This is a genomic window from Streptomyces sp. NPDC048643 (assembly GCF_040650615.1).
GTDB lineage: Bacteria > Actinomycetota > Actinomycetes > Streptomycetales > Streptomycetaceae > Streptomyces.
Genome location: NZ_JBEZHO010000016.1, coordinates 86,937 through 111,648, shown reverse-complemented (window position 1 = coordinate 111,648; position 24,712 = coordinate 86,937). Strand labels below are relative to the sequence as shown.

Below are 24,712 nucleotides of genomic sequence, written 5' to 3'. Positions count from 1 at the left end.
GCATGACCGACGAGCACGACCGCCCGGCGCCGTACCGCGAGCCCCGACAGGCGCGGAGCGCCGCGACGCTGGCCCGCGTGCTGCGGGCGGCCGAGGACATCGTCGCCTCGTCCGGCCTGGAGGAGATGACGATCTCCGGCGTCGCCGACCGCGCCGGCGTCTCGGTCGGCACGATCTACCGCCGCTTCGAAGACAAAGAGCAGCTGATCAACGCGCTGACGGAACGCATGCTGGACCGCCGCGAGGAGTACGTGGCCGAGCGGCTGTCCAAGGCCGAGCCGTCACTGTCCGGCGTGATGGACGCCTACGCGCACGCCCTGCTGGAGTCCTTCGCCGACAGCAGCAGCCTCTTCCCCGAGCTGTTGCGCGTACGGGGGACGAAGTCCCTGGACCGCGGCGCCCGCACCATCACCGCGGTCCATCGGCTCCTGCTCGAAGCGGCGGCTCCGTACGTGGACCAGATCCGCCGTTCCGACCCGGAGGCGGCACTGGATACCGCCGCCCGTGCGATCCTCGGCGCCTGCTTCCACAACTCCGTACGCCCCGACCCGGCCAGCGGCGAAGCGGCCCAACGCCGCTACGCGGACGAACTCGGCGACATGGCGATGGCGTACCTCCTCACACCTGGCCGCCCGGACACCACCCACGCCTGAATCGCCCGCTCTGCCGCACCCGCCTTCTGCCCGGCGCAGCCATTCCGTCGATGGCAGCCTCTCAGAACCAGCGGCGCCGTCGGAGCTGGTGGTGTCATCAGAGCCGGCGAGGGCATTCGAAGACACCCCAGAGGCCGACTCCGCAGGCCACTCCCCCCGAGCGCTCCAGATCGTCGGCCGCGTCCTGCAGATCGGTCGGGAAGGCGGTTCGCGCCCTTCGACGCAGACACGGCCGTCGATCGCCGTCATGAGCCCGTCCCGTTGCCGTCGGTGGCCGACGGCGTCGGGACCAGCACGCTCTGCACGGCGGGCCCGACGAGCATGATCAGCTTCGCACGCTCCGCCGCGGCGAGCGTGGCGACACCGACCACGCCTCGCCCCACCACGAGGCCGACGAGCATCGACGAGACGATGCCGGCGCGGAGCGTCGTCGACGTCACGCGACGCGACAGAACCGACGCGTCAGCGGCCGGTCGCTCCTGGGCACGATGATGCCCGGAATCCGCGAGTACGCTCCGGCCAACAGCGGCCGGCACATCATCCACACCGGCGGCGAGCGCGCGTCGTACGTGCAGCTTCCGGTCAAGCGCGCGTGACCCGAGCGGTCGGCCCCGCATTCCCGCCTGCGGGGCCGACCGGCCGAGTTCAATCGCGCGGCCCCACCGGTTCCGCACACGGTTCACGCCTGGGCGGCCCGGTCTCAGGATCTACGAACACGCGGGCCGAACCGGCGAGTTCGTCGGGGCGACCCGGTGTCACGACCGCCCCTCCGGCCGTCGTATCACCACAGGGTCAGATCGATGATGTCCGGCAGCGGCAGCTCGATGCGTACCGCCGCGGCGGAGACCAGGACGACACGCGCACCGGCCGACGCGAGCGCGAGCAACAGGGAGCATGGCTCAGGCCCGGCATCCCTCGCTCGACACTGTGCTCAGCCGAAGGTGTCGCACCGCGCGACGCTTCCCGAGGTGTACCCGGTGGAGAACCACTGTTGGCGCTGGCTCGCGGAGCCGTGGGTCCAGGTGTCGGGTGTGACCTTGCCCTGGTAGCGCTCCTGGATGCGGTCGTCGCCGACGGCGGCGGCCGCGTCGAGACCGCGGTTGATGTCGTCCTGGGTCAGCTTGGTGATCAGCGGCTTTCCGCTCTTCGGGTCGGGAGTGGTGGTGGCGTGGTGGGCCCAGACTCCGGCGTAGCAGTCCGCCTGGAGCTCCAGCTTCACCGAACCGCTGTTCCGGCCCTGCCCGCTGCCCCGGGAGATCGTGCCACTGAGGTCCTGTATGTGGTGCCCGTACTCGTGGGCGATCACGTAGGCCTCGGCGAACGGGCCACCCTTGGCGCCGAACTTGCTGCTCAGGTCGTTGAAGAAGCCGAGGTCGAGGTAGACCTTGTCGTCGGCCGAGCAGTAGAAGGGGCCGACATCCGAGGTGGCGTCTCCGCAGCCGGTGTTCACGCTGCCGGTGAACAGATACGTCGGGGCCTGCTCGTAGGACTTGCCGGCGGCCGTCTCACTCTGCTTCCAGTAGGCCTGGACGCTGTCGACCACCGCGACGATCCGGCACTCTTCCTTGCTGTTGGCGTCGGCCCCGGTCCGGCAGTTGGCCGCGAGGTCGGCGGCGGACGTGCCCGATCCCGAGCCGGTGCCCGGCGAGGTGGTGCCGTCCGAGCTGAACAGGCCCGGATCCACGCCGAAGATCACCGAAGCGACCAGGACCAGTAGCCCGACCACTCCCCCGCCGACGGTCTTCCCGCCGCCCGGGATCCCGCCCAGCGCTCCGCCGCGGTTGTCCTGGACCTCGGACGTGTCCAGCGTGGCATTGTCGTCGAATTCCATTCGCTGACTCTCCCTCAAGCAGCGCGTCGGCCCGCCCCGCATCGTGACGCTCGACTACCCCGTGCGAGGGGGTTCACGTCCGTCCTGCCGCGGTGGATGGACGCCGTCAGCCCGACGGTGAGGATGGCCGGGGCGGTCCAGATGTTTACTCGGCGGCGCAAGGGTCACGCAGACAGAGCGGAAATCACTGCGCCGCTGAGGTCGCAGAGGCGTACGACGTCCCAGGGGAAGGTGCCGCGGCGAAGGCCGGGCAATGTTCCGACCGGGTGAAATCGCGTGCGTTTCCCTGCGCTGCTTCTGCTGCGAAGTGACCCGTGATGACTGACTCACATGAGCCAGAAGGGCGCGGCTCGAGGCAGCGACCATCTGCGCCCCGTCGAGACCGCCACGGGCAGATCAGGCTTTTGGCACCGAACAACGCTTCCCCGAGAGGTACAACAATGACTGAATTCGCCAGTGCCGACCAGCTGCGTGACCTCACCGTCCTCGACCCGGACGGCGAGAAGGTCGGCACAGTGGGCAAGGTGTACCGCGACGACGCGGACGGCCGGCCTGAGTGGGTCACCGTCAAGACCGGCCTGTTCGGCAGCAAGGAGACGCTCGTACCGCTCGCGGGTGCCCGTGTCAGCGGCACCGAGCTGCATGTCCCGGTCACCAAGGAGACCGTCAAGCACGCGCCCCGAGTCGACGTGGACGGGCGTCTCGACGCCGACGAAGAGCGCGACCTGTACGCCCACTACGGACTGACCCAGTCCACGTCCGCGCCGGTGGGCGTGGCTGGAACGGCTGCCCAGAGCGGCCGGCACACCGGCTCCGTCGACCCGGTCGGCAACGATGAGTCCAGCGCCGGTGGAACCGGCCGGGCCGCTGACGGCCGCTCGGCGGACACCGAGAAGTGAGTGGTCATCCCGCAGATTGATCGGCGGCGGGACCGTGGATGCCCACCGGCGGCACCCTTGACGCCCAGCGCGTCGGTGAACCGTGCGGAGACCGCGGTGGACGACGGACGACGGGCCTGCGCGCACCCGCGCAGGCCCGTCGTCCGTTGTTCTGTCAGCGGTAGCCGATGGTCACCGGTGTGTGCACGCTGCGCGGCGGCAGCGTGAGGGTGAGTGTGCGGGCGGCACTGTCGTACTGCCATGCCTTCGACGACAGACCCCTGCTCCCGACGGTGACGCTGCTGGGCGGGGTCACGCCGAGCAGCTTCACCGTCCACCGACGGCTCTTGACCTGGCCGCGGAAGGAGCCCGTGGCGGGGCCGATGGTGACGGTGTGCCGGGAGCCGCTCTCGCGGTGGTGGATCTTCGTGGTGGCGCTGTGTCCGGGGCCGGTCGTGGTCCCGTCGTCCTCGTACAGGGACGAGGTGCCGTCGGCGCCGGCCGCGACGGTGAGGGTGACCTTGGTCAGCGGAGCCTTGTCGTTGCTGGTGACGTCGTCCGTCCGGGTCGGGATGGTGGCGCCCGCCTTGAGGAACACCGGCATCCGGTCGAGGCCGGTGGTGACGTTCTGCGTGGTGCCGCCGGTGTAGGTCTGTCCGGTGAAGTAGTCGGTCCACTGGCCGGGCGGGAACCACACCGATGTCGTGGCGGTACTGCCGGGCGTGGTCACGGGTGCCACGAGCATGTCCGAGCCGTAGAAGTACTCGCTGCCCGCGGTGGCGTAGGCCTGCGGCTCGTCCGGATACTCGAGATACGTGGCGCGGACGACGGGGGTGCCCGTCGTTGCCGCCTCCTGCGCCAGCGAGTACGTGTAAGGCACGAGGTTCTCGCGGAGGTTGAGGAATGTGTCGGCCGACTGCCGGGCTTTGGAGCCGTACTGCCAGGGCAGCCGGTCGCTGTGGTTGCTGTGCAGGCGGTCGATCGGCTGGAAGGTGCCGAGTTGCACCCAACGGGCGTAGAGGTCGTCCGGCAGCTTGTGCGTGGTGCGGGTGCTGCCGCCGTCGGTGTACGTCTCCGATCCGGTCAGCCCCGTCGTGTCGTTGTGGCCACCGATGTCGTGACTGACGGCCGACATGCCGGTGGCTGCGGACTCGCCCGGTGTATAGCCCACCTCGGAGCGCAGCGTGCCCCAGGTGGACGAGGTGTCCCCGGTGAAGTGCACGGTGGTGCGCTTGTCCGCCCACGGTCCGGTCGGCAGCCCCTGCTGGCCGCTGTAGCCACCGGCCTGGAGTGAGCCGTAGGCGCGGGAGATGACGAAGCCGCGGCCGATCGCCCGGTCGGCGTCGGCGGCGTACTGCTGGTTGATCCACGCGTCCGGCGTGACACCGGGCACTGACGACTGGGAGTTGTCGCAGCACCAGTCGAGCCACCAGAAGTCGTTGCCCTGGTCGTCGAGGGTGCGGTGCAGATCCATGTACGCCTTGAGCTGGTCGGGGTCACCGAAGTCGAAGGTGTAGCAGTCGCCGCCGGCGCTCGCGCCGGACGCGCAACCGCCCTTCGTGAGTTTGCCCTTGGCGGTCGCCTGGGCCTGCGCGAACTGCGGGTCGGACGCCAGGATGCTCGGGTGGGTGTTGAGCGTGTTGTGCAGTCCCTGCGACGCGGACCAGTCGAAGAAGCCCTTGGGGTCGGGGAACTTCGCCGTGTCCATCTCCCAACCGCTCCAGGTGTTCGGTGACTTGAAGTCGGTGTCGGTCACCAGCACGTCCAGCGGGACGCCTTCGGAACGGAAGGCGGGCAGGATCGTGTTCTCGTAGTCGGCGGCCGTCCGGTCGATGTACTCCGAGTACCAGGTGCCGTAAGCCCATTCGGGCAGCAGCTTCGGCGGCCCGGTGAGGGTGGCGAGGTCGGACAGCGCCTTCTTGTAGTCGTGGCCGTAGCCGAAGACGTAACCGTCCCGGTAGGGCGTGCCGTTGTGGGACGGCCGCTGCGTGACCTTCTTGGTGGCGGTGTCGTAGAGCGCGGACGTGGTGTCGTCCAGCAGATACCAACCGTCCTTGTGGAGCAGGCCGGGTGTGGTGGTCGGGTCGCCGTTCTCGCCGTTCAGTCCGTCCAGGCTGCGTCGGTAGCCGCCCAGGGCGAGATGGGGCTGCGGTGCCGCCGCACCGGACGCCGTCACGGACACCGTGTCGAGGTTGATGTGGCAGCTCGCCGCTGCCGGGCAGCCGATGGTGATGTCGTTGGCGCCGGCCTTCAGCGCCACGGGTACCGCAGCGGTGTGCCAGGTGTCCCAACTCCCGGTCACCGGGAGCGACAGCGTCTGCGTCGTGCCGCCGGAGGACACCGAGGCCGTACGCGTCTGGTTCAGGCCGTCGCCGCCGGCCGCGTTGGCGTAGCGCACCTGGAGGGCGTACGTGCCGTCGGAGGGCACGCCGACCACGTGGGCCGACACACTCGAACCCTGGTTCAGTTCGGAGAGGAACCCGTTTCCGGAGTACGAGCCGTGGTCGGTGGCCACCTTCGCGGAGCCCGAGATCCGGTCGTCCTCGGCCTCGCAGCTCGTGCCGAAGGCGCAGTCCGTGATCGCGGTCGTCGAGGTGGGCGGGAAGCTGCCGCCCGGGGCCACCAGGGCGACGCTGTCGACGTTGACATTGCCGGAGTCGGCGGCGGTCTTGGCCAGCGTGATCGTGTGGTGCCCCGCGCCGAGCTGTACGGCACTGGTCGCGAGGCTCCAGGTGTCCCAACTGCCGGTCACCGGCAGGCTCAGCGTCCTGGCCGCGCCGCCGTCCACTGTCAGGGTGAGAGTGCGTGTGACGTTCTTTCCGTCGCCCGCGAGGGAGTTGGCGTATCGGACGTCGAACTCGTAGTTTGCGGCGTTCGTGACGTCGACATCGGCCGTCAGTGAGCTGCCCGTCCCCTGGAACCCGGCCAGGAATCCGGCGCCGGTGTGTCCGGTGTGGTCGGAGGCGACGCCCAGCCCTCCGTACGACAGGCTCTCCGCCTCGCACAGCGCACCGACCGTGCAGGTCATCTGCTGCCAGGGTGACGCCGTCACCGCCGCCGCCCCGGCCGTCAACCGCACTGAGAGATTGCGGGCGTTGAACGGCCCGGAGCCCACCTGATAGCGCAAGGTCACCGCGCTGGTCTTCACGGTCAGCCACCCGTCGGCCGTGCTCGACGTGTACGAGGTCGGCGTGAAGTCGCCGCGCCCGATGGCGTTGTAGGTGGCCTGGTCGGTGAACTGCCCGTTCTGTGCGTACTCGGTACGGATCAAGGTCGGCGACAGCACCTGGAAACGTGCGTTCCCGGACGTCACCGCCGCGATCCGGTGCCCGGCGGGATGCTCAGCCGGTCCCGCGGCGGCCTGTCCGGTCAAGGTCATCCCCGCCAGACACGCGGCGAGCGCGACGCCCGTCCCCCGCCGCCGCATGAAGTACGCCCCACGCCACCCTGGTCTGCTTCTCACGGAAGACTCCGTCCTGGAGCGGGCCCCTCGGCCCGTCGCGAGTTCCTGCTGACATCGTTGTCACCTTCGCCCCTTTCGGGGCTCCGGCGGAATCGGCTCAACCTGCGCGAACGATGGAACGCGAACGACGGAAGGGGGAAGGCGCCGCGAAGCACCTCGCCGACTTCTATCGTTGTAAATGATGCCCGTGGCATGACAACACAGCCGCGGACGGGTGTCCATATGCGGGGCGCACAACGACGAAGGGGGCGCTCGGATTCGGTCGGCGACCCAGATCCGATCAGGGTCGCGCAGGCAGTCCGACGCGACTGAGGGCGGCGCCATCGGACGTGCCGGTGACGCCGCCCAACTGCAACCAGGCACAAGCGGCCCGGCCGGGCTGCAACGCCTCCCGGTTACGCCGAGCATCGTCACCTCGACAACTGAACGCGCCTCGCCCGTTCGCCAACCCCTGCCGGCCGCGCGCGGGAGGTCGCGCAGGTGCTCGCCGGCACCGGATGCCCCGACCAAACCCGCCCCACCCGTCACTCTTTTCTCCAGAGAATCAGACCCGCCCCCTTCCCCGTACCGACTGGTCGGTACTAGCGTCGCCGCGTCGAGCACGCACTGCCGCGTGCCAGGGCGACCTCCAGGGAGGCACTGTGTCGATTTCTCCTCCGGCGACCGACGGGCCGCGAGCAACGCGGGCGTCGACGCCGCTGCGGGGCCTCGCCGAACGACGGCTCCAGCGCTATCCCGAACGCGGCGCGCGCTATTGGTACTTGGCGCTCGTGGTGCTCGTCACGATCGTCCTGTACTACCAGCTGTACGTGCAGTACGCGGTCTCGACCGCCGTGATCGCCGACTACCACATGTCGTTCATGTACTTCGTGTACATCTCGGTGGCGGCGAACGCGGTCGGCGCCTTCGCCTCGCTCGCGGCCGGACTGGCCGACCGCTGGGGCCGGGCGAACATCGTGGTCTACGGCCTGCTGGTGGTCGGCGTGCTGACCACGTTCGCATTGCCGAACGCGCCGGGGAAGCTGAGCTACCTGCTCATCTACTGCGCGGTCGCCCTGGTCGAGGGCACGATTCTGGTCGCCACCCCCGCGCTCATCCGTGACTTCTCGCCGCAGTTGGGGCGCGCGTCCGCCATGGGCTACTGGACCATGGGCCCGGTCATCGGCAGCCTCGTCGTCACCGCCGTCACCTCACGTACGTACGGCACCTCCGCCACCTGGCAGGACGAGATCCGCTACGCGGGGATCAGTGGTCTGGTGCTGTTCGTCGTGGCGCTCGTCGGGCTGCGCGAGCTGGCCCCGGCGCTGCGCGACCAGATCATGGTGAGCCTGCGCGACCGCGCCCTGGTGGAAGCCCGCGCCCAGGGCATCGACACCGAGGCCGCCCTCAAGGGCCAGTGGCGGCAGATGCTGCGTTTCGACGTCATCGGCTCGGCTGTCGCCGTCGCGCTCTTCCTGCTGCTGTACTACGCGGCGGTCGGCAACTTCGTCGTCTACTTCGCCACGACCTTCGGCTACACCACCCAACGCGCGAACGCCCTACTCAACTGGTACTGGGGCGCGAACGCCGTCTCCCTGGTGGTGGCCGGGCTGCTCTCCGACCGACTGCACGTGCGCAAGCCGTTCATGCTCGGCGGCGCGTTGGGCACGATCGGGTTCACTCTCGCGTTCACGCTGCGCGCCACCGAGCCGGACACCAGCTACTACACGTTCGCGTTCATCGTGGCCGGCATCGGCGTCACCAGCGGCTTCGCCTACTCGCCGTGGATGGCGAGCTTCACCGAGACCGTCGAGCGGCACAATCCCGCGGCCACCGCGACGGGCCTGGCGATCTGGGGCTGGATCGTGCGCATCACCGTCGCGCTGTCGGCGGCCTTCCTGCCGCTCGTGGTGAACACCGTGACCCCGATCGTCGAGCACGGCGCCGAGGTCAAGCAGGCGTCCGTACAAGCCGCCGACGCGCTCGCCATCACCCAGGCACACCCGAAGGTCTTCGCCGAACTCGGCCGCTACGCGCCGGACAAGGTGCCGCCGACGCTGCTGAAGCAGGCCGTGCAGGAGGTCGGCGCTCAGGACCTGGCCACCGTGCAGAAGGCCGCGCCCCAGCTCAGGATTCTCCGGGAGCACGGCGCCGAGGTGCAGAAGGCGAGCGCCGACAACCCGCGCAAGTGGCAGATCTGGTGGTGGGTGTCGTTGGCCGGCCAGGTGCTGTTCGTGCCGTTCGTCTTCCTGATGTCCGGCCGGTGGCGGCCGCGCGACGCCCGGCGCGACCTGCGCGAGCACGAGGAGGCGGTGGCCCGTCAGGTCGCCGAGATCCGGCAGGCGGACTCACAGGAAGGTGCGCCCGCGTGAGCGTCCCGACCGTGCCGCACGCGCTCACCGCGCTCGAGCAGGCCGCCGCCGTGCGCACCGGCGGGATCTCCCCGGTGGAGCTGGTACGCCACCACCTCGCCCGTGTCGAGGAGTTCGACGAGAGGTACGGGGCGTTCCTGACCCGCACGCCCGAGGCGGCCCTGGACGCGGCGGTCACGCTGGAGAAGGCGCCGCGCGACACGGCGTCCGCGCTGTTCGGCGTTCCCACCGCGGTGAAGGATCTGGTGGAGACGGCCGGGGTGGTGACGACGTACGGCTCGATGGCGTTCGCCGCGCACGTCCCGGACGTCGACGCGCACAGCGTGCGGCGGATGCGGGAGGCCGGAACCGTCAGCCTGGGGAAGACCAACACCCCGGAGTTCGGCTGCTGTTGCTACACCGACAACGACCTGGCGGGCCCGGCCCGCAATCCGTGGGATCCGTCACTGTCGGCCGGCGGGTCCAGCGGCGGGGCGGCCGTCGCCGTGGCGCTCGGCCTCGTACCCGTCGCGCATGCCGGCGACGGCGGCGGTTCGATCCGGATACCGGCCGGCCTGTGCGGACTCTTCGGCCTCAAACCCGCCCGGGGGCGGGTCAGTTCGGGTCCCGCCGGAGCCGAGGTCACCGGGCTGGCCGTGCAGGGGCCGCTGGCCCGCTCGGTACGCGACGCGGCAGCTCTGCTCGACGTCCTCGCGGGACCCGGGCCCGGTGATCCGCACTGGGCGCCGCCGTTGCCGCCCGGCGAGACCTTCCTCCAGCACGCCGAGCGCGAACCGGGCAAGCTCAGGATCGGCCGGTACGTATCCCCCGCGGCGGACGGGATCGTTGTGGACCCCGAGTGCGTGGCCGCCTGGGAGCACGCGTCACGGCTCCTGGAGAGCCTCGGTCACGAGGTGGAGGACATCCCGACCCCCTTCGGCCCGGAGATCAGCGACTACTTCGTGACGGCCTGGAGTGTGCAGTCCCTGGGCCGGACAGTGCCGCCGGAACAGGAGGGGCTTCTCAGGCCGGTGACACGGGCCTGGCGGGAGTACGGACGGCAGGTGACCGGCGAAGCGTTCGCGGCCGCGGTCAACGGGATGCACCGCGCGACGCGACACGCGGTCGAGGCGACGCGGGCGTACGACGTCGTCCTCACCCCGACCCTGGCGACGCTGCCCCAACCTGTCGAGTACTTCGACGAGTCGGGCGACCCCCTCGCGAATCTGCGTCGCCAGAGCCCGTTCAGCGCGTTCACCAGCCCGTACAACATGACGGGCCAGCCCGCGGTCAGCCTGCCGCTGCACTGGACCGCCGAGAACGGGCTCCCCGTCGGGGTGCAGCTCGTGGGCCGCCCCGCCGACGAGGCGACGCTCATCTCGCTCAGCGCACAGGTGGAGGCTGCGGCGCCGTGGCGGGAGCGGTACTCGGCGTTGCTCTGAGCGCACGGCGGATCGAGGGTTGGTTCGGCGCGCGCAGTCCTGCGGCTGTCAACGTCCCTGCCATCGCCTACCGTTGGGCGACGCACTCCCCGAACCGTGGAACGGCGCCCGATCGCCGGCGTCCCAGGCCTCACGGAGGCCCGGAGTGCTCAGGTCCCCGTCCGGGCGTATCCCCCGGGTGACGTCCCGCAGATCGCGCCACAGGTCGTAGGCCGACGGACGCCGCCCATACCAGTAGCCGTTGTACACGCTGTGCACGATCAGGCTCGCCCGGGCTGCTCTGCCGAATTCGACGGGCCTCGCACGTGCTCCGTGGGCTTTCGGCGTGGCCACTCCTGTACGAGGCGCGCGTCAGCTCCCGGCCTCTTCAAGGGCACTCGCCCCTGTGAACGCGCTCAGACGAGGGCGGCGACCAGCACGGCGAAGGCGGCGATGATGACGGCCACGCGGACGTAGTGGTAGCGGTTCCAGCGGTTTACCTGCTGCCGCCAGTCGGCGGGCCGGTTCTCAGGGGTCCACGTCTTGTTCCGGTTGTTGATCGGGACGAGCAGCAGGATCGACATGACCACGCTGAGGAGCAGCAGTGCCCCGGCCGTGACGACGAGGCCTGTGCCGTGGTGGTGCCGTCCGGCGACGGCCCAGACCGCGACGAGGACGAGCGAGCCGATGTACCAGAACGGCATCACGGCGCCGAGCATCCGGCCCCCGTGGGCGTGGGCGAGTTGGCCGCTGTCCTCGGGGAGTGCGTTGAAGATCGGGTTCATGACGAAGGCGACGGAGAACTCCACCCCCACCATCACGCCGACGATCACGGTGGTGACGACCTCAAGTGTGTTGAGCATGATGACCCCTCCAGGATCTAGCGGTGCTAGATGACAGTGCAACGCTAGTACTGCTGCCGCTCGATTGTCTAGCGGTGCTAGGATCGAATCATGTCGGTACAGGAACGCAAGCAGCGCGAACGGATGGAGCGCGAGCGCCTCATCGTGGCGACGGCCCGCGAACTCGCCGAGCAGCGGGGCTGGGACGCGGTCACCACCCGCCTGCTCGCCGAGCGCATCGAGTACAGCCAGCCGGTCCTCTACAGCCACTTCCGCGGGAAGCGCGAGATCATCGGCGCCGTAGCCGTCGAGGGCGCCGCCGAGATGGCCGCGGAGCTGCGGGCCGCGACCTCCGCCGCGGTCGGCACGCGCGCCCGGGTCACCGCTCTCGCTCACGCCTACCTCGACTTCGCCGAACGGAACACGGCGGTCTACGACGCCTTGTTCCAGCTCGACGGCGGCCTGACGTTCGCGAACGAGGACACCCCGGAGCCCCTGAAGGACGCCTTCGCCGCTCTGATGGAGACTCTCGGCGAGGTCGCCGGGGACGGCGTCCACCCAGGACTGTTCACCGAGGTGTTCTGGGCAGCCCTGCACGGGCTGGCGACCCTGACCCGGGCGGGACGACTGCCACGAGGGGACGCCGATCGGAGGGTGGAGCTACTGGTGGACCGGCTCGCCAAACTCTGACCCGCGGACCGGGCGGGCAGGCTGGGCTCTTCCGGCGGATGCGTACCGGCTCCGTACCGACCGGAACAGCGTCACCGCGCCGGGATCGGCTGAGTGAGGTTCACCGGGTTGCCGTCGGGGTCCTTGATGTGGGCGACGCGCTGTCCCCACGGCATGTCGTTGGGGCCGCCGCTGACCGAGCCCCCCAACGCCGCCACCCGGCCGAGCGTCTCGTCGACGTCGTCGACACCGATGCTGAGCAGGATCCGCGACACCGCCCCGGTCCCCGCCTCCGCCTTGGCCACGAGCCCGAGGTCGGAGTCGCCGATGCGCAGTCCGAGGTAGAACGCCGGACCCTCCGCAGGCACCCGGAAGATCTCCTCAGCGCCGAACAATTTCGTGTAGAAGCCGAGCAGAGCGTCCTGGTCGGCCGTCACGATCACTGGCTGGATGGTGGACATGGCACTCCTGTCGCAAACGGTCGTTTCGCTGGGTAGACCGCTGGAAGGCGCCGAACTCATCGGCGACCCCTCCCGCCGGGCGATCCGTAGTGCCGCAATGTGGAAAACCCCGAACCCGCCCTCGCCGCCTCGGACTGCACGCCTCCGAAGCTGCCGGCCGCTCGCCACGGCCCGTCGCCGCATCCGCCGCGGCAGTGACCACACGGGCGTCACTGCGCCGCCTCATTCCCGACCTTCCGCCCGTCCCCCCAGAGCTGTCCGTGCCAGGTCGCGTAGCCATGCGTGGGCGGGGTCGGTGTCGTAGCGCTGGTGCCAGGACAAGTACACCGGCGCCGACGGCAGTTCGAAGGGCAGAGGGAGGAGGACCAGGCCGAGGTTCGCTGCCGCCGAGCGGGTCGTCGATTCGGGGGCTGTGACCAGGAGGTCGGACTCGCGCACGAACTCCAGCCCGGTCGCTTCGGTGGGCGCGGTCGCCACCACACGGCGCGTGAGGCCGAGTTGGGCCAGAGCGCCGTCGAGGGCGTTGTCGAACCTTCCGCGCCGGGAGATGGTGATGTGTTCGGCTTCGGCGTACCGCGCGGGCGTGACGGCCTTGGCGCCGGTGAGCGGATGCCCTTCGCGTACGACGATGACGTGGCCGGTCTCGGCCAGCAGTTCGCCGTGGATCTCGGACTGGATCGGGCGATTGGCGTTCGCCTCGAGGTCGACTTCGCCGCGACGCAACTCCGGCGTGTCGACGCTCGATTCCGCGATGAAGCGCAACCGTACGCCTGGCGCCTGTCTACGCACTTCCGCGAGCAGTGCGGGGCCGCCGTGGGCGACGAGGGAGTCGTGCCAGCGGAGGGTGAAGGTGCGGTCCAGCGTCGCGAGATCGAGTGCACGGCTCGGCGCCAGCACGCCGTGGACCTGTTGCAGCAGCTCGTGGACCTGTTCCCGAACGGCGATCGCGTACGGGGTCGGGGTCATGGTGCGGCCGGTGCGCACCAGGATCTGATCCCCCGTCGTTCTGCGGATCCGGCCGAGGCTTCGACTCATCGCCGGCGCGGTCACGTGCAGGCGATCGGCCGCACCGGCCACGCTCCCCTCGTCGAGGAGCGCGTCGAGGGCGGCCAGCAGGTTCAAATCCAGTTGCATGAGAGTCACTCTATCCGTGTTTTACATGCACTTGAGGTTATGGCCGCGGGCTCATACCTTCGAGATGTGAGCGGGAGAGATCGACGAACTTCCCCCGCATTCATCGCCCCTGCTGAGATGGGAGTTCCGCCATGTCCGACTCGATTCAGAGCACAGGAAATGCCGAAGTCGCCGGGACCGCGCCCGACGCCGATCTGTTGACGCAGACCGCGATCGCCGTAGGTGCGGCGGGCTCGGTGCTGCGTGAGCGGTTCGGCGGCGTGGTCCGCTACCGGACGCGCGAGGAACTGATGAGCGCGCTCGCCGCCAACGACGACGCGGCTCTCGACGTCTTGCGTCCACGCCTCGAGCGCCTGCGCCCTGAGGCCGGTTGGGTGGAGGAAGAGCTCGCGGGCGGCGCACTTCCTCCCGGTGAGTGGTGGGTCGTCGATCCCGCTGAGGGCAATGTCAACCACCTGCACGGTCTGCCGGAGTGGGGCGTCACCGCCACCCTCGTGCGCGACAACCAGCCGGTACTCACCGCAGTCCATCTTCCGTTGACCGGCGAGACGTACACCGCGCTCGCGGGCGGTGGCGCCTACCTCGACGGCCGGCCGCTGCACGTCTCTGAGACGACGGATCTCGGACTGAGCCTGGTGGCCACGAGCCAGGCCAGGCCGGACGAGGACGAGTCGATCACGCAGCGCATCGGTTCCTCGATCACCGCAATGCTGAGCGACGCACTCGTGGTGCGCACGTCGGTGCCCGCAACCCTGCATCTGCTGAACGTGGCCGCCGGCCGGATCGACGCCTTCTGGCAGTTCGCCGGAGCCCGGGCGGACCTGCTTCCCGGTGCGCTGCTCGTCGCCGAGGCCGGCGGGCGGATCTCCGACGCCGAGGGCCGCCCCTGGACGCCGGCGAGCGAGAGCCTGCTGGCCGCAGCACCCGGTGTGCACACCGACGCCGTCGCCACGCTCTCCCGCTGACCACCCCTGACATCCAGCACCACCGGAAGGACCAGATCGCAATGACCAAGATCGCTGTACTCGGAAACGGCCGCGTCGGCGGCAGCCTGTCCGCGGCCCTCACCAGGGCCGGGCATGAGGTGACCGTCGCGGACAGTGCGCCGGGCGCTGCCGCCGACGCCGCCCGGACGGCGCAGATCATCATCAACGCCACGCCGGGCGCCAGTTCACTGAAACGTCTCGTTGATCTGCGCGAGGAGCTCCAGGGCAAGATCCTCGTGGACGTCTCCAACGCCACCGTCGACGGACCGGACGGACTGCCCGCCGGTCTGCTCTACCCCGGCTCGAGCCTCGGTCGGCAACTCCAGGACGCGCTCCCCGGCACGCGCGTGGTCAAGACGCTCAACACCATGCTGTACACGGTGATGACCGCCCCCGGCGCTCTCGACCAATCGCCCACCGCCTTCCTCTCGGGTGAGGACCCGGGAGCCAAGCAGGTCGTCCACGGGCTCCTCGAAGACCTCGGCTGGCACCGGGACTGGATCACGGACCTCGGAGGAATCGACACCGCGCAGGCCACCGAGGCCGCCGTGCTGTTCGTACCTCACGTGATCCGTTCCAGCGGATTCTCACCCTTCGCCGTCTCGATCACTCGCTGAACCGGGCGAGCAGACCTCGGGGCACGTCGAGCGGCCCGGCGCACGGTCACGTGGTGAGGGCACTGATGGCGTCCCCGATGTACTTGGCGCCCAGGATGCCCAGAACAGTGGTCATGATGGCGGCGTTGTGGGCCGACATCCATCCCTTCCAGCCGTTCAGGGTCTGGGCGGATCGGTCGCCGCCGAGAAGGTAGACGGCCAGGGGCACGGTGGTGCAGAGCGAAGCGATGAGGACCATGACGAGGCCGGCTGCGACCTTGCCTCCCGTGCCTGCGGTGCTCGCCGCGATGGCGACGGCCCCGCCGAGGAGCAGGACGAGGTTCTTGGGATTGGCGACCGCGAGGGCGGCGGCGAGGCCGGCTGCTTTGCCCGGGGTGAAATGGTCGATGGCCTTCATCCAGCCCGGTGGTTGTGCCTCACGACCCTCACGCGGCCGGCCGGTGAACTGCCGTGCAGCGAGCAGGATGAACACCAGGCCAAGGGCCAGCTTGAGCCAGCTCGTCCAGGTGGCCGGCGAACCGCTGTCGGTGGCGGCGTCGCTGTTGGATCCGACGAGGACCAGCGCGGCTGTCGCGCCGGCCAGGCTGAGCGTCCAGCCCGCGGTGAAGGCGATGCCGTTGATACGGCCTTGTGGCGTGGCCAGCATCAGGATGACGGCCACGAGCGGCAGCGGGCTGATGGCGATACCGACCGCTGAGGGCAGCATCTGTCCGATGGCGTCTCCCACGGTCAGCGCCCCGCGGTGAGGGTGGGGAGCTGCCAGGTGCCGTCGAGCACCGACGGGTCCGGGCCGTAGACGCGGATGATGACGGAGAAGGGGCCGTCGGGAGCGGGCAACCAGTTCGCCGCGCGGCGTGGTTCGTCCGGCCTGGCGTGCTGGACGTACAGGGTCAGGCTGCCGTCATGGTCGTGGACGAGTCCCTCGGTGCGGTCGCCGATCGAGTAGCGGTCGACAGGGTTGTCCACCAGGAGGCGCTCGGGCAGCCGGTAGAGGGTGGCCGACCAGAAGAACTGCGCTCGCGGCAGTTGGTCGGCGGCGAAGTGAAGGGTGTAGTCGCGTTCGCCGGCGTCGGGCGGCCGGTTGCCCTCGCTGTCGACGACCCAGCCTCCGTACCAGGCTTCCGCCGGGGGGAGACCATACAGGCCCTTGTCCGCGCCGACACCGCGGGCGACGTAGTCCTCCCCCAGCTCCGCTCGGGTACCGAAGAACCCGGCCGACGTGGTCGCCCGGGCCTTGGCCTCCTCCAACCGGGCGCGACCATCGGCAATGCCCTGTTGCATGGCGGCACGGATGTCGGGCTCGAGACGGGACGGCTCGAACCTGCCGGTGCCGTCCACGCCGAGGGCTGCCAACTCTTCCCGGAGAGCCTGCTGTTCGGGTAGGGCGGGGAAGAAGCCGAGCAGGAAGTCCAGCACCGTGAAGAACTCGATGCTCGCGCCGGAATCCTCCCGCCAGACCGGCCAGGCGGGTTCCTCCGCCGGCGCGGGCGCGGCGGCGCCGGTGTAGGTGCTCAGTGGCTGCAACCGGTACTGCTCCTGGATGGCCCGCAGTTCCTCGACGTCCTCGTCCCCGAGCCCGGTGAGCGTGGTACGACCGAGGCAGCCGACCAGCTGGGTGTCGGCGCGCAGTACTCCGGCCGCGCCATCGGGGAGGGACCCCGTCCATCCGGGCCCGGCGATCACGTAGTCGCCGGCGTCCTGGCCGGTGGTGCGGGCACCGACGAAGCCGACGTACGTGGTGTCGAGGTCGTGGAAGGGGAGGACGTAGTACCGGTCCATCGCCGGTACCGACACCACCCACGGCTCGGCCCGAAGGTCGAGCCAGCACCACGAGTACGGGGTGTCGTTGTTCGGTGTGACGATGTCGGTGTTCTCCGGCCGTGAGGGCTGCGGATAGTGCCGGAACGTGCCGAAGCCCCCCACGTACCGGTGATCGTTGGAGTCGACGGCCTGGCTGTACATCGTTCGGTAGTTCTCCAGCATCGGATGGCCGAAGATCCAGCCTCGAGCCGCGGTGTCCCGCACTACGTCAAGACTCGCACCGCTCATACGCACCGTCCTCTGAAAGATCGCTTATTGGCTCTTTTCGGGAGTTTAGGGACGGGATGAAGATGTGGGCGTGCCACGCGCCGGGCTCGACTCCTTCGGTCGAACTGGGCGGCAGCGCACCGGCCGCAGCCATCGCACCCGCCGGAGCCCGGCGCCACGAGATGATCACCCCATGACGGGTTTCACTGTCTCCCCGTCCCCCTTCGCCCCCGCCGCACCTGGGGTGCGCGCAGCACACGGAGGCCGACGAGGCTCTGAAGGGTCATCGCGACGGCGGCCGTGGCGGTGACCGCGAAGCCGCCCCGGGATCCGAGCGAATCGACCGCCAAGCCGGAAAGTGCCGCCGCGGCAGCCGAGCCTGCCGCGCCGGCCGCACCGAGCCATGCGAATGCCTGGGTCAGCACGGTCTGGTGGACCGTGGACTCCGTGAACACGGGGAACAGGACGAGAAGCGGCGGGATCGCGGCTCCGGTCAGGACCACGACCAGTCCGAGTCCGACCGGTGAGCCGATCGTGAACAGCAGCAGTGTGCCGAAGCTCAACACGCCGGTCACTGCGAGCAGTTGTACAGGCGGTGTCGCACGCCACCTGCGCAGCCCGTAGAACCATCCGGCCAACAGACCGCTGCAACTGGAAGCCGCGAAGATCGGGCCGGCGGCGCCCGGCGAGCCGTACTCCACCGCGAAGGCGGTGACCGACACCTGAATGGCCCCGAAGAAGATCCCGATGGCAAGGTTGAGGCCCATCAGGAGCAGAACCGGCCCGCACAACAACTGCCCGACGTCTGAGCTGTGTTCGGCCCCTCTGACCGCGACCGCGGGTGCTGTGGCGCGCTGGGTCGCGAGGAACAGGCCGCCGAACACCGCCAAGGATGCGGCCAGCACCATGCCGGCGACGGGGTGGCCGGCCGCGGCGAGTGCGCTGACCAGCGTTGGACCCACCAGGAAGGCGACCGCGTTGCCGATCGACTCCAGGGCGAAGGCGGTGGGCAGTTCCGCCGCTCGGTCCGGGCGCAGGAGCGCCGCCCAGCGTGCGGCGGACATCGCGCCGAGTTGAGGAACACTGCCGCCGACCAGCCCTCCCCCGACGACCAAGAAGGCATCCTCGGCGTCTGCGGCGACCAGGGAGAGGAGGACCGCCACCGCGACGGCGTGTGCGAGAAGGGTGGGTGGCAGGATGCGGGTCTGCCCGAACCGGTCGACCAGTCGCGCCAGTTGAGGCGCACCGAGCGCCTCGGACACCGCGAACCCGCCGGTGACCAACCCAGGGGCGGAGAAGGTGCCGGTACGGCTGTGCACGAGCCAGACGATGCTGAGGCTGGTCATCGCAACGCCGACGCGGCCGAGCGATGCCGGGAGGAAGAACGCTGCGGCACCCGGGGTACGCAGCAGGGAACGGTAGTTCGCCGATGGCACGGCGAGTCCTGTTCGCTGCCCGGCGGGACGACCCGCCGGGTCGTCGGTGCCCTGGTGGACCGACCCGCGGTTGCCGTCTGGAATCGTCCAGTGCTGGCGCGGAGAGGGGGCACGCGCCCCGCACCGACTCCGTCACCGGGCAGAAGTCTTGACGTGTTGTGGGCAGCCAGTCTCGCCGCCGGGAGCATCGATGTCCATCCCGCCCGGGATCAACGCACCAGCGCCAAGGACCCAGGTGCAGCGCAGGGCGAGGCTTGGACCTAACACCAGTTCATCGTGGTACGCCCGAGCACCGGCGTGGGATCACCCGCGGGTGACAGTGACTCCGCCGAGCAGGCCCCAGGCGTCGATACGGACCGTCGGGCCGCCGGGCTCGCTCGGGCCGTCGTCCTTCACTCCTCCGAGACGGATGCCGTGCACCTGCACGACGACATCCGGACGGACCTTGAGACTGACGCCGCCGATCAGACTCAGCTTCGTGACGCGCAGCTCGGCACCATCAGGGATGTCGATGTCCGTGAGGTCGATGTCGGCCCCTCCGATGAGGGACGCCGTGAGAGTGCGCTCGTGCAGCGTCTCGCCCTTGAGGCGGTGACCGCCGATCAGGCTCACCTTGACGTCGGTCTTCTGAGGCTTGCTGCCACCTGTTTTCGTCATGAGAAGAAGGTAGAGGCGGGGCATCCGGCTCCCCCAGTGCCCGCCGTACGACGTTTCGCATGACAGGTGTCACGCAACCGCTCGCAGTGCCGCCGCATGACCACGACGTACCGAGAACCGCTCACTGAGCGGCCCCGTGGGCTCGACGTGCCGAGAGCCGAACACCGCGCCGTCCCAGTCGCGCCGCGGCAGCGCCGCTCGGAGCCGGTCGGCGATACCGTGATCCGCATGACGGCTGATGGCGAGGCGGCGGCCCGCGAACCCCTGCTCGGCGGGATGATGAACGCCGGCGCGGTCTTCCGCAGGGGCGCTCTGGTGGAGCGCCCGGCACCGCCCAACGCCTTGGCACTCCACGCCTATCTCCACGCGCTGAAGGAGCACGGCTTCGACGCGGCCCCGACTCCCGTCGCCCTCACCACCGACGGCCGCGAACTGGTGACCTTCATCCCGGGAGATGTCGCCCTCCCTCCGTTCCCTCGGTGGGTGGTGACCGACACCGCGCTCGCATCGGTGGGAAGTCTGCTGCGGCGCCTGCACGAGGCCAGTGCGGCCGTCGCCGTCGACACCCGCGTCACGTGGCCCGGTGATCTCGCCGACCCCGAGGGAGGAGCGATGGTGTGCCACAACGACGTGTGCCCGGACAACGTCGTCTTCCGTGACGGCCACGCCGTAGCCCTCATCGACTTCGACCTGGCGGCCCCAGGACGCCCTCTCTGGGACCTCGCCATGACCGCCCGCTATTGGATCCCCATGCTGGATCCCGAGTCGGCCGCCGTCGTCTACCCCCCGGGGCTCGTCGCATCCGTTCGGCTGCGGATCCTTGCCGACAGTTACGGTCTTTCCCCATGGGAACGTGGCGAGTTGCCCGGCATCGTCGAACAGGCCACCGAGGTCTGCCGGGCCTTCGTCGCACGGCGCGTGGCTGACGGTGATCCCCTCTACGTGCGGGCACTGACGGAGCGCGGCGGATGGGAACGCTGGGACCGGATACAGGACTGGCTCGCGGCTCAGCACGATACGTTCGCGGCCGCCCTGCTGAGCTGACCCTCCGAGAAGGCCGGACGGACCACCACCCGTGGGGAGTCCACGCTCAGTCGTTCAACGTGAGGAGCACTTCGTCGATTTCCTCGCCTCGGGCGTTCGCGAAACCCCGCCCGCTGCCGGAGAGTACGAACCCGCACTTCTTCAGGACCTGGATCGATGCAAGGTTGTCCGCGGCCGCGCGAGCGTACAACGGACGCTCCGTCGCGATGCCGAGCAGCGTCCGAAGAGCTGCGGTGGCTACTCCTCGCCCCCAGTATTCGCGGCCGATCCGGTACGTGACCTCGCGTTCCTCGGGCGGTCCGAACACGGAGGCGTGCCCGAGGATCTCCTCCCCATCCCCATCGCCGACGACGGCGCGCATGACGATCGCCGGATCCTGGCGAATCCGTGCCCAGTGGTCCTGGAACATCCCTTCGTCCGAGGGGTCTTTGGCAGTGAACGCCGCCATCCGACACCCTTCGGGATCGTTCGTCTGGGCGAAGAAGACGGGCAGGTCACTGTCCCGTACGTCGCGGAGCCGTACTTGCATGCGAGCCTCCCGGCCGGTGATCGTGAGCGGTGCGCAGTTCTCAGCGACGGTGCCTGCGCAGTCAGACACGCCGGCACCTCCGCGCCAGAGGTTCACGGCGCTGGCTCATCTCTACACCAGGCCAACTCCACGCGTCAGCGCATTCGTTCCGACAGGGCGGGGTCCTCCTGGAACGCACAGAGTTCGGTCAGACAACAGGTCGACGTCTCGGCCGCTCGCCCCTGATCCGGCGTCGAGCCGAGGACCGTCAGGCTCCCGGAAGGAACAGACAGAACAGGTGGCCGTGCGGGTCGCGAAGTACCCGTACGTCCTTCTGAGGCTGGTGTTCCTCCAGCGTCGCGCCCAGGGCGCGGGCCCGCCCGGTCTCCGCCTCCAGGTCATCGACCTGGAGGTCCAGGTGCGCCTGCATCTGCTGAGTGCCCGGGCGTTGGGGCCACGTCGGCGGAGTGTGGTCGATCTCCAACTGGAAGCTCAGGCCGGGACGTTCCTGTCCCGGGGCTTTGAGCCGGACCCACTCCGGATCGCGATGGACCTCCTGCCAGCCGAGCAGGGCCCGGTAGAAGTCGGCCAGCGCGGGAGGATCAGGGGTGCCGAGGACGAAGGCGCCGAGTGTTGTGGTCATGCCTCCGGCCCTGCCCCCAACGCTCGCGCCCATGCGTCCACCCACCCCACGGACACGGGTTCTCATGGTGAACAACCGCGAGGGCCCGAGTGCCTGTGCGTGGGTAAGCTGCACGTTCGGACCGATGGGAGATGCCCGCGTATGCATGAGCCAGTTGGAGCGGAACGGGCTGACGGATCAGCCGTCAAGATCGGTGCCCTCGTTCCGTTGACTCGGCCCGGCTGGGTCGAGTCGGGCCGGAACCTGCTCGCCGGACTCGAACTGGCCGTCCGCGATGTCAATGAGGCCGGCGGAATCGCCGGAAGGCCCCTTGAGCTGGTGGTCCGTGACACAGCGGCGGATCCGCACAGGGCCGCGGCCGCCGTGGACGAACTGGCTCTGCTCGGCGTCGCCGCCTTGGCCGGGGAGTACCACAGCGTCGTCGCTCGCACCGCGGCCGCCAGGGCGGACGCTCTCGGAGTGCCGTTCCTCTGCTCGTCCGCGGTCCTCGACGCGCTCACCGAACAGCCCACGGACTGGGTCGCGCGCCTCGCGCCGCCGCAGTCCCGCGGCTGGCAGCTGTACGCCGACTTCCTCCTCGGCGCGGGGCGCGGCCGCATCGCCGTCGCAGCCCAGCAGAGTGTCTACTGGTCGTCGGGGACCGGCATCCTGCGGGAGTACGTCACCGCGCGCGGGGGCAGCGTCGTCGAACTCGACATGGCCGCCCTCACTCCGTCGGCCGTGTGCGAGGAGCTCGTCGAGAACGGGGCGACAGCCCTCCTTCTCCTGGTCGGCCACCCCGAGCCGGCGGTGCCCATCGTCCAGGCCGTCCGCCGCGATCAGCGACTCACCGAGATCATGATCGGCGCGCCGGCCGGGCAACCGGAACTCGCCGAGTGGAAGCAGCTGTTGGGCAGCGAGGGCGCCGCGATCCCGTTCCTGCGCTATCTGCCCGAGCGTCTCAGCCCCCTCGGCGTACGAGTCGAAGCGGCCCTTCGCGAGCGGCTGACCCAAGAACCTTCCTTCGTCGCTTTCGAGGGCTACGACACAGTGATCGTCCTCGCCGACATGCTGCGCACACACGGCACGGACCGGCGACACATCGCCGACGCCTGGCCCCGGATCGGCGTCGAAGGCACCCGAGGACTGATCCGGTTCTCCCGCACACCAGGCATCAGCGTCTGGCAGTGGGCCGGTACGCCGATCCAGGTCGTGGATCGAGACCCGGCGGAACCCGACCGGTTCCGGATCCTCCACACAAGCTGAGAGTGCACGGAGGACCCCGCGGTCTCGGTCGCTGGTACCGCTGGTAGACGGCGGATCAGCGTATTTCCTCGGGTGGGGCCCAACCCCATGGCGTTGGGCCCCACCCGTTTCTTTCACCGGCACCGAGGTTCGTGGCCCAGCGCCACGAACGACCTTTTCCAGCACAGCACTTCAGCCTTTCCCTTCCCTCGCGCAGTACGCATGTGTGCGGTCGGGCGGCCTGGGCACTCGACTGTTCCGAGAAGTCGTCACAGAGTCAGAACTCCACGGCTCAGCCGTGGGTGGGAATGAATGTCGTTGAGGGAGTCGCACGGTGAATGACAGCATCTGGGGCTATCAGTCGACCGCCGGTTACATCGCGGGCACGGATCTGACCGGGTGGAACGTCGAGGCAACCGACGGCAGTATCGGGAAGATCGACAAGCATTCCGACGAAGTCAATTCCTCCTACGTCGTCGTCGACACCGGCGTTTGGATCTTCGGCAAGCACGTTCTGCTGCCCGCCGGTACCGTCAAGACGGTCGACCTCGTCGAGCACAGGATCTACGTCGACCTCACCAAGGAACAGATCAAGGACTCCCCCGAGTTCGACAAGGACAAGCACCTCGGGGATGCCGGTTACCACGAGCAGGTGGGCGGCTACTACCAGAGCCACCGACGCATCTGACCGTAGGCCGAACACGTCACGTGGGGCCGCTCGGAGATTCTCCGGGCGGCCCCACGACGTATGCCCCTCGCGGGCAGCCATGGCCCGAAGGATTGTCAGGTACGGGACACGGTCCTACTGTGCGTGACGGGAGTGGGACCGCTCCCATCCTCCTGACGTCCGAGCAACGGAGCTCTGATGCGATCAACTCTTCTGTCCAGGACCAGGCTTGTCGCTGCCGCGTTCGCAGCACTGGTGCTGGTGCTCCTGACCCAGCCTCCGGCGCACGCGGGCACCTGGGGCACACCACAGACCGTCAACTCCTGGAACACGATCAACGGACGATGGACGGCCAACAACGAACTGGAGACCTACACGCCGGCCTGTGTCTGGTACGAAGGCGGCACCCTCGTCATCAAGACCTACAACGCGGGGAACGGGACCTACTACTCCGGCCGCGTCGAATCCCAGGCTCTCTACGGCTACGGGACGTACAGTTTCACCGCGAACATGCCCAACGGCAAAGGTCTGTTGCCCGCCGTCTGGGCCGCCTACCTGAACCCGTGGCTGCCTGAGTTCGACGCCGCCGAGATCGTGGGATCCAGCCCCAACACCGTCTACCAGACGTTCCACGACACCAGCAACGCACAGACCCAGTGGGCGGTGAACAACGCCGGCGGATGGACCAACAGCTTCCACACCTACTCGTTCACGTGGTGGCCCGACCACATCGACTTCACGGTCGACGGCGCCTACCAGGGGACGAAGTGGTACTCGACCGCTCCCGGCATCGGTATGCACTTCATCGTCAACACCGCCGTCGGCGGCGACTGGCCGGGCAACCCCGACTCCTCGACCTGGGCCACGGCGGACGGCGCGCGCTATCTCAAGGTCTCGGCGATCACGTACACGCCCTACTACCCGTGAGGCGGGCCGGCCGGACGCGAGTCCTGCCGGATCCAGAGAGCGGCACATGGCGAAGGCAAGGAGAGAACTCTCTCCTTGCCTCTCTCAACTTATAGCGCACCGGGGGGCTTGCGGCAAGGCCCCCGTCGTGGCGCAGAATCGTCGGCCGAAGCCATCACCTGCGGAAACGAGGGCCGAGCTGTGCTGCCGCCCGACTGGCGGAGCGGCCTGGTGGCTCATCAGAGGGAATGCGGCCAGGGATGACGACGTGCCCGACAAGAGGTTCGAGAGAGTGGGAGGCGCCGGTGATTCGG

Annotated in this window: 23 protein-coding genes; 11 read left to right on the top strand and 12 right to left on the bottom strand. The window is 69.3% G+C overall.

All coding sequences use genetic code 11. The features are described from left to right. Positions 1-2 precede the first annotated feature (2 nt). Positions 3-653 (top strand): TetR/AcrR family transcriptional regulator, encoded by a 651-nt coding sequence (locus tag AB0C62_RS18465; RefSeq protein WP_362974350.1) that lies wholly within the window; start codon positions 3-5, stop codon positions 651-653. A gap of 245 nt (positions 654-898) precedes the next feature. Here the strand turns inward: AB0C62_RS18465 and AB0C62_RS18460 are convergent, their stop codons facing one another. Next, the gene (locus AB0C62_RS18460) at positions 899-1,189 is read right to left on the bottom strand and encodes a hypothetical protein (RefSeq protein ID WP_362974452.1); all 291 of its coding nucleotides are present in this window, start codon (positions 1,187-1,189) and stop codon (positions 899-901) included. Between the two features lie 395 nt (positions 1,190-1,584). Then, positions 1,585-2,484 (bottom strand): neutral zinc metallopeptidase, encoded by a 900-nt coding sequence (locus tag AB0C62_RS18455; RefSeq protein WP_362974348.1) that lies wholly within the window; start codon positions 2,482-2,484, stop codon positions 1,585-1,587. A gap of 440 nt (positions 2,485-2,924) precedes the next feature. Between AB0C62_RS18455 and AB0C62_RS18450 the strand changes: the two genes are divergently transcribed. After that, positions 2,925-3,383: a PRC-barrel domain-containing protein gene (locus tag AB0C62_RS18450; RefSeq protein ID WP_362974346.1), complete on the top strand. Its 459-nt coding sequence runs from the start codon at positions 2,925-2,927 to the stop codon at positions 3,381-3,383. Between the two features lie 154 nt (positions 3,384-3,537). Here the strand turns inward: AB0C62_RS18450 and AB0C62_RS18445 are convergent, their stop codons facing one another. Continuing rightward, positions 3,538-6,741 (bottom strand): TIM-barrel domain-containing protein, encoded by a 3,204-nt coding sequence (locus AB0C62_RS18445; protein WP_362974451.1) that lies wholly within the window; start codon positions 6,739-6,741, stop codon positions 3,538-3,540. Positions 6,742-7,466: 725 nt separating this feature from the next. On the opposite strand from AB0C62_RS18445, the gene AB0C62_RS18440 reads away from it, so the two are divergent. Continuing rightward, entirely contained in the window at positions 7,467-9,176 is a 1,710-nt protein-coding gene (locus AB0C62_RS18440) for an MFS transporter (RefSeq protein ID WP_362974344.1), read from the top strand. After that, the gene (locus tag AB0C62_RS18435) at positions 9,173-10,597 is read left to right on the top strand and encodes an amidase (RefSeq protein WP_362974342.1); all 1,425 of its coding nucleotides are present in this window, start codon (positions 9,173-9,175) and stop codon (positions 10,595-10,597) included. The genes AB0C62_RS18440 and AB0C62_RS18435 overlap by 4 nt, the downstream gene beginning before the upstream one ends. A gap of 395 nt (positions 10,598-10,992) precedes the next feature. Here the strand turns inward: AB0C62_RS18435 and AB0C62_RS18430 are convergent, their stop codons facing one another. Continuing rightward, the gene (locus AB0C62_RS18430) at positions 10,993-11,439 is read right to left on the bottom strand and encodes a DUF1772 domain-containing protein (protein ID WP_362974340.1); all 447 of its coding nucleotides are present in this window, start codon (positions 11,437-11,439) and stop codon (positions 10,993-10,995) included. Between the two features lie 90 nt (positions 11,440-11,529). Here AB0C62_RS18430 and AB0C62_RS18425 point away from each other — a divergent pair, with 90 nt between their 5' ends. Next, complete coding sequence (locus tag AB0C62_RS18425; protein WP_362974338.1) at positions 11,530-12,108, top strand: TetR/AcrR family transcriptional regulator; 579 nt, start codon at positions 11,530-11,532, stop codon at positions 12,106-12,108. A 71-nt stretch (positions 12,109-12,179) separates the two neighbouring features. On the opposite strand, the gene AB0C62_RS18420 is transcribed toward AB0C62_RS18425, so the two are convergent. Both AB0C62_RS18420 and AB0C62_RS18415 read right to left on the bottom strand, forming a co-directional pair. Next, positions 12,180-12,548: a VOC family protein gene (locus AB0C62_RS18420; RefSeq protein ID WP_362974336.1), complete on the bottom strand. Its 369-nt coding sequence runs from the start codon at positions 12,546-12,548 to the stop codon at positions 12,180-12,182. Between the two features lie 222 nt (positions 12,549-12,770). Next, the gene (locus AB0C62_RS18415; RefSeq protein ID WP_362974334.1) at positions 12,771-13,682 is read right to left on the bottom strand and encodes a LysR family transcriptional regulator; all 912 of its coding nucleotides are present in this window, start codon (positions 13,680-13,682) and stop codon (positions 12,771-12,773) included. 131 nt (positions 13,683-13,813) lie between these two features. On the opposite strand from AB0C62_RS18415, the gene AB0C62_RS18410 reads away from it, so the two are divergent. Then, positions 13,814-14,647 (top strand): inositol monophosphatase family protein, encoded by an 834-nt coding sequence (locus AB0C62_RS18410; protein ID WP_362974332.1) that lies wholly within the window; start codon positions 13,814-13,816, stop codon positions 14,645-14,647. Positions 14,648-14,688: 41 nt separating this feature from the next. Beyond that, a complete protein-coding gene (locus AB0C62_RS18405) occupies positions 14,689-15,285 on the top strand; it encodes an NAD(P)-binding domain-containing protein (protein ID WP_362974330.1) in 597 nt (198 codons plus the stop codon). A 46-nt stretch (positions 15,286-15,331) separates the two neighbouring features. Here the strand turns inward: AB0C62_RS18405 and AB0C62_RS18400 are convergent, their stop codons facing one another. From AB0C62_RS18400 to AB0C62_RS18385, 4 genes are all read right to left on the bottom strand, one after another. Continuing rightward, positions 15,332-16,012: a GAP family protein gene (locus AB0C62_RS18400; RefSeq protein WP_362974328.1), complete on the bottom strand. Its 681-nt coding sequence runs from the start codon at positions 16,010-16,012 to the stop codon at positions 15,332-15,334. A 2-nt stretch (positions 16,013-16,014) separates the two neighbouring features. Next, on the bottom strand, positions 16,015-17,334 hold the full coding sequence (locus AB0C62_RS18395) for a DUF1254 domain-containing protein (protein ID WP_362974326.1): 1,320 nt from the start codon (positions 17,332-17,334) through the stop codon (positions 16,015-16,017). A 182-nt stretch (positions 17,335-17,516) separates the two neighbouring features. Continuing rightward, positions 17,517-18,749 (bottom strand): MFS transporter, encoded by a 1,233-nt coding sequence (locus tag AB0C62_RS18390; protein ID WP_362974324.1) that lies wholly within the window; start codon positions 18,747-18,749, stop codon positions 17,517-17,519. Between the two features lie 303 nt (positions 18,750-19,052). Further along, positions 19,053-19,406, bottom strand: a complete 354-nt coding sequence (locus tag AB0C62_RS18385) for a hypothetical protein (RefSeq protein WP_356174504.1) — start codon at positions 19,404-19,406, stop codon at positions 19,053-19,055. Between the two features lie 228 nt (positions 19,407-19,634). Here AB0C62_RS18385 and AB0C62_RS18380 point away from each other — a divergent pair, with 228 nt between their 5' ends. Then, the gene (locus tag AB0C62_RS18380; RefSeq protein WP_362974322.1) at positions 19,635-20,450 is read left to right on the top strand and encodes a phosphotransferase; all 816 of its coding nucleotides are present in this window, start codon (positions 19,635-19,637) and stop codon (positions 20,448-20,450) included. Positions 20,451-20,496: 46 nt separating this feature from the next. On the opposite strand, the gene AB0C62_RS18375 is transcribed toward AB0C62_RS18380, so the two are convergent. Together AB0C62_RS18375 and AB0C62_RS18370 are read right to left on the bottom strand one after the other, a co-directional pair. After that, the gene (locus AB0C62_RS18375) at positions 20,497-20,979 is read right to left on the bottom strand and encodes a GNAT family N-acetyltransferase (protein ID WP_362974449.1); all 483 of its coding nucleotides are present in this window, start codon (positions 20,977-20,979) and stop codon (positions 20,497-20,499) included. Positions 20,980-21,226: 247 nt separating this feature from the next. Continuing rightward, positions 21,227-21,601 carry a VOC family protein gene (locus AB0C62_RS18370; protein ID WP_362974320.1) on the bottom strand — a complete coding sequence of 125 codons (375 nt, stop codon included), beginning with the start codon at positions 21,599-21,601 and terminating at the stop codon, positions 21,227-21,229. 141 nt (positions 21,602-21,742) lie between these two features. On the opposite strand from AB0C62_RS18370, the gene AB0C62_RS18365 reads away from it, so the two are divergent. From AB0C62_RS18365 to AB0C62_RS18355, 3 genes are all read left to right on the top strand, one after another. Next, positions 21,743-22,846: an ABC transporter substrate-binding protein gene (locus tag AB0C62_RS18365; RefSeq protein ID WP_362974318.1), complete on the top strand. Its 1,104-nt coding sequence runs from the start codon at positions 21,743-21,745 to the stop codon at positions 22,844-22,846. Positions 22,847-23,159: 313 nt separating this feature from the next. Further along, complete coding sequence (locus AB0C62_RS18360) at positions 23,160-23,513, top strand: PRC-barrel domain-containing protein (protein WP_362974316.1); 354 nt, start codon at positions 23,160-23,162, stop codon at positions 23,511-23,513. 177 nt (positions 23,514-23,690) lie between these two features. After that, positions 23,691-24,419 carry a glycoside hydrolase family 16 protein gene (locus tag AB0C62_RS18355; RefSeq protein WP_362974314.1) on the top strand — a complete coding sequence of 243 codons (729 nt, stop codon included), beginning with the start codon at positions 23,691-23,693 and terminating at the stop codon, positions 24,417-24,419. The last annotated feature ends 293 nt before the right edge of the window (positions 24,420-24,712 follow it).